The 1238-nt window shown below is 60.2% G+C and carries 2 protein-coding genes; both read right to left on the bottom strand.

Annotated elements, in window-relative coordinates; genetic code table 11:
- The coding region (locus tag ACYVG7_RS07335) for a phage head morphogenesis protein (RefSeq protein WP_460882534.1) at window positions 1–448 on the bottom strand (448 nt) is incomplete at its 3' end.
- A complete protein-coding gene (locus ACYVG7_RS07330) occupies window positions 390–1187 on the bottom strand; it encodes a phage portal protein family protein (RefSeq protein ID WP_460882535.1) in 798 nt (265 codons plus the stop codon). The genes ACYVG7_RS07330 and ACYVG7_RS07335, both read right to left, overlap by 59 nt.
- Between the last annotated feature and the right edge of the window lie 51 nt (window positions 1188–1238).

Raw genomic sequence — 1238 nt, 5'->3', positions numbered from 1 at the left:
TCGACAACGCCAGTCCGTTCCAGGATAAGTGCTCGGGGCGAGGTGAGCGGCTATCACCATGCCGATAGACCCACACATCAAACCGCTGTAGTTGCTGCCAGCGACCCGCGTTGTAGGCTTGCCGCATGTTGGTGTCATAGATGACCTTCGCACGCCAGGCTACTCCGGCCTTGCTTCCTTCGCCCGTGAACCCAGTCCAACCATGCTTGGCCACAATCTCTTTAAACTGGTGGCGGAAGCTGGCCAGGCTCATACCTTCCGAGATGGCTTTGTCTACGCTCTGGCGTAGGTCACAGAGCAGGTCGTCTTTCATGGCTCCGGCAACGGTAAAGGCCGCGGCATGTTGGCCTTGCCACAGAGAATCCCACGCCTCGCCCTTTACATTGACCTTATCGCGGAAGTAGTCGATCGCCTGCTGAAAATACTGGCTGCCCGATTTGGCATCCATTGGCCCCTCTGGCCCACCCATAAACGGGCCAAGGCTCTGGCGACTGCTCTTGCTGCTCGTTGGCATCAAGCGTCCCCCGGCTGANGTCGCGGAACTCCTCCAGCGATTTGACCTCGCCCAGCAGTTGCTCAACCTCAGCAGCCCACCCAGTAATGGCATCCTCTCCGGCCGCACTTAACCGGCCCGTCAGTAGATCGGCCTTGTCTTGCACCTGGCGCTCGGCGGCCAGCACAGCCCAATGCGCGGCTTTGGCTTTCAGTGCCGCCTCGCCCTGGGCGCCTGGCAGTTGCTCGGTCACCATCTGCAGCACGGCCTCATCGCCCTGGGGCTCCGGGATCTGCAACTTGTCACGCACCCAACTGGCGGGAACCTTGAGCCCCATGCTGACTAAGGAGCGCAGTGGATAAGCCAGATCGCGCATGTCTTCCGGCTCAGTGACATCAAACTCCAGGCGTGGGATCCGGCGCTGGTTCTGGTAACTGGTACCGTTGAGCACATACAGCGGATAGATCAGATCGCGGGTCAGGGTGGCGGCCAGCTGTTTGAGATCGGAATCGCGCACCTCCAACCGTACTTCGTTGTGGACGTTGCCCAGGGCATTGGTGCTGCTCTTGCCATCGGCCTGACTGGTGAGCGTACCGCCCAAGATAGCCTTGGACATGGAGCGCTCGCACCAATCCATCATCACCACAAACGGATCGGCCTGACCGTTGGCCGCGTTCTCAAAATCGATCTCCATGCCGCGAGGGATAATCCCCCCGGCGTTGTGGCCAATGCTAAGCACAGCCTG

Source organism: Pseudaeromonas pectinilytica, assembly GCF_054780855.1.
This window is presented reverse-complemented; position numbering and strand designations above follow the sequence as displayed.